Origin of the sequence: Bradyrhizobium sp. NAS96.2 (assembly GCF_001908235.1) — a bacterium.
Classification (GTDB): Bacteria; Pseudomonadota; Alphaproteobacteria; order Rhizobiales; family Xanthobacteraceae; genus Bradyrhizobium.
This window is the reverse complement of the sequence record NZ_LGHK01000414.1, coordinates 1-1,374: the sequence shown is the minus strand read 5'-3', so window position 1 is coordinate 1,374 and position 1,374 is coordinate 1. Positions and strand designations below refer to the sequence as shown.

The window sequence follows — 1,374 nt, the reverse complement described above, 5'->3', positions numbered from 1 at the left end:
TCCTGTCCGACCGGGTTGATGCCTGACATATTGGACCGGGCTGATGGCTGACAATATCCGGTCATCGTGGTGCTGTCTGCGCCGTTTGCTGTGCGACGCGGAGCCGCGCACGCGGCGGAGCAAAGCGCAGGAAACGGCGCTCGCGATCGATCAACCCGAGATCGCGGCCGCAGAAGCGTACGATGTGGCCACCGGTGTCGTGTTCGCAGAGGCCGACGGGCTCGCCGGCGAGGGCCTCGCCGATGAAGACGTGCTCGCCACGCCATTTGACCTCGCCGGTGGGACGCACACGGCGAACCTCGTGATCGGCGTCGTACCAGGGGTCGTCGAGACGGCCCGGCCAAGCGCGCGAGGGCGGTTGCCAGAGCTTGACGGGCGGTTTCTGGTCGAGCGCCTCGTGCGGCCGTTGTTCGTTGAAGTGATGGCGGAAGGCATTGAAGCGCTGCTGTTGCTCGGCCGCCGTGTTCGCCGGCGGCTTCGAAGTCTCGGCCTTCAGCGTGCGGTGCATGCGCTCGTGGCGGCCGTTGTCCTGCGGGCTCGCCGGCGGGATGTAGCGCGGCTCGATGCCGAGCTTGAGCCACCACACCGAGAGCGCCGAAAGGCCACCCGCTCCGGTCGATCCAAACGGTGCGCCGTTGTCGGAGCGGATCGCACTGGGAAGGCCGATGTCCTGGAAAACCCGTTCCAGGGCGCCTCGGACGCCGGCCCCCGTCGGATCGACGATGCGTACCTCGACAAGGAAGCGGCTCGCCGTATCGGTGATGGTCAGCGGATCGCAGCGGGTCCCGTCGCGGGTCCGGAACCAGCCCTTGAAGTCGATCGCCCATTCCTCGTTGGGCGCGCTCGCCGGCGCCACCACCTCGCCTTGCGCAATCGCTCGACGACGGCGCCGCCTCGCCTCGACCAAGCCTTCGCGCTTGAGCAGGTCGCCGATCGTCGAGGCCGCTGGCCAGTCGACCTCGGGCCGTTCATGCTCGAGCCATGCCTTGATCTTCTTCGGGCCAAAATGCGGGAACTGGCGCCGCGTTGCGATGATGCGATCGGCCAGCCGGTCCGCCGTCGCATGCGGGCAGCTCTGCACCGCGTGGCTTCGTTCCTCGAACCAGCGCGGCTCTCCACTCTCGCGACGGCGCTTCCAGACGTAGAACGTCTCCCGGCTGATGCCGTGCCGTGCGCACAGCTCCGTCACCGAAAATACCCCCGTCTCGTACTCCCGAAACAACCCGATACGCTCCTCCACAGCACTGCTCTCCCTGAAAGGCATCGTCCGATCCTCCCTCGAATCAGACGAAGCTTTGCCTGTCAGGAATCAACCCGGTCTAAAACGTCAGGACTCAGCCCGGTTCGTACCCCACGAGTCGCCTAGAGGAGAGA

At 66.4% G+C, this 1,374-nt stretch carries 1 protein-coding gene; it reads right to left on the bottom strand.

Annotated elements, in window-relative coordinates; translation table 11 throughout:
- Positions 1–61 precede the first annotated feature (61 nt).
- Entirely contained in the window at positions 62–1,264 is a 1,203-nt protein-coding gene (locus AC628_RS41625) for an integrase core domain-containing protein (protein ID WP_074132558.1), read from the bottom strand.
- Positions 1,265–1,374 lie beyond the last annotated feature (110 nt).

Excerpts from the sequence above, each read along its gene's own strand:
- AC628_RS41625 (WP_074132558.1), bottom strand. The coding sequence starts at position 1,264 with ATGCCTTTCAGGGAGAGCAGTGCTGTGGAGGAGCGTATCGGGTTGTTT.